Origin of the sequence: Nonomuraea ferruginea, assembly GCF_039540635.1 — a bacterium.
Lineage (GTDB): Bacteria > Actinomycetota > Actinomycetes > Streptosporangiales > Streptosporangiaceae > Nonomuraea > Nonomuraea ferruginea.
The window spans coordinates 1-1,508 of record NZ_BAABFD010000052.1 but is presented as its reverse complement, the minus strand read 5'-3'; the positions used below and the strand labels follow the sequence as shown (position 1 = coordinate 1,508).

Annotated in this window: 1 protein-coding gene; it reads right to left on the bottom strand. The window is 66.9% G+C overall.

The genetic code is table 11. The annotated features are described in order from the left end of the window. Positions 1-1,508 (bottom strand): DNA-directed RNA polymerase subunit beta (locus ABD999_RS43710; protein ID WP_486348715.1); only part of this gene is annotated, 1,508 nt, incomplete at both ends.

Sequence of the window (1,508 nt, the reverse complement as noted above, 5' to 3'; positions counted from 1 at the left end):
TCTTCCACGCTGCTCGGCTCACGCCGGGACAGGTCGATGCCGAGCTCCTCCGCGGCGCGGAAGACGTCCTCGTCGGTGTCGCGCATCTCGATGGACATGCCGTCGCTGGAGAGCACCTCGACGTTGAGGCAGAGCGACTGCATCTCCTTGATCAGCACCTTGAAGGACTCCGGGATGCCGGGCTCGGGGATGTTCTCGCCCTTGACGATGGCCTCGTAGACCTTCACCCGGCCGAGAACGTCGTCGGACTTGATGGTCAGCAGCTCCTGCAGGGCGTAGGCGGCGCCGTAGGCCTCCAGCGCCCACACCTCCATCTCACCGAAGCGCTGGCCGCCGAACTGGGCCTTACCGCCGAGCGGCTGCTGGGTGATCATGGAGTACGGGCCGGTCGACCGCGCGTGGATCTTGTCGTCGACCAGGTGGAGCAGCTTGAGGATGTAGATGTAGCCCACGGCGATGGGGTGCGGGAACGGCTCGCCGGAGCGGCCGTCGAACAGCCGGGCCTTCCCGGTCTCCTGGACCAGCCGGTCGCCGTCGCGGTTGGGGACGGTGCTGTCGAGCAGACCGATGATCTCCTGCTCGTTGGCGCCGTCGAAGACCGGGGTGGCGACGTTGGTGCGCGCCTCGACCTTCTCGAAGCCCTTCTCGCGCAGCCGCTCGGCCCACGCCTCCTGGATGCCGGTGATGTCCCAGCCCCGGGCGGCGATCCACCCCAGATGGGTCTCCAGCACCTGGCCCACGTTCATCCGGCCGGGCACGCCCAGCGGGTTGAGGATGATGTCGACCGGCGTGCCGTCCTCCAGGAACGGCATGTCCTCCACCGGCAGGATCTTCGAGATAACACCCTTGTTGCCGTGACGGCCGGCCAGCTTGTCACCGTCGGTGATCTTACGCTTCTGCGCCACGTACACGCGCACCAGCTCGTTGACCCCCGGCGGCAGCTCGTCGCCCTCCTCACGGGAGAACACCCGAACCCCGATGACCTTGCCCTGCTCACCGTGCGGCACCTTCAGCGAGGTGTCACGCACCTCACGCGCCTTCTCACCGAAGATCGCCCGCAGCAGCCGCTCCTCCGGAGTCAGCTCGGTCTCACCCTTCGGCGTGACCTTGCCGACCAGGATGTCGCCGGGAACCACCTCGGCGCCGATCCGGATGATGCCGCGCTCGTCGAGGTCGGCCAGCACCTCCTCGGAGACGTTCGGGATGTCCCGGGTGATCTCCTCAGGGCCCAGCTTGGTGTCACGGGCGTCGACCTCGTGCTCCTCGATGTGGATCGAGGACAGCACGTCGTCCTGCACCAGCCGCTGGGACAGGATGATCGCGTCTTCGTAGTTGTGGCCCTCCCACGGCATGAACGCCACCAGGAGGTTCTTGCCCAGCGCCATCTCGCCGTTCTCGGTGCAGGGACCGTCGGCGATGACCTGGTTGACCTCGATCCGGTCACCCTCGGCCACGATCGGCTTCTGGTTGAACGAGGTGCCCTGGTTGGACCGCTTGAACTTGGCCAC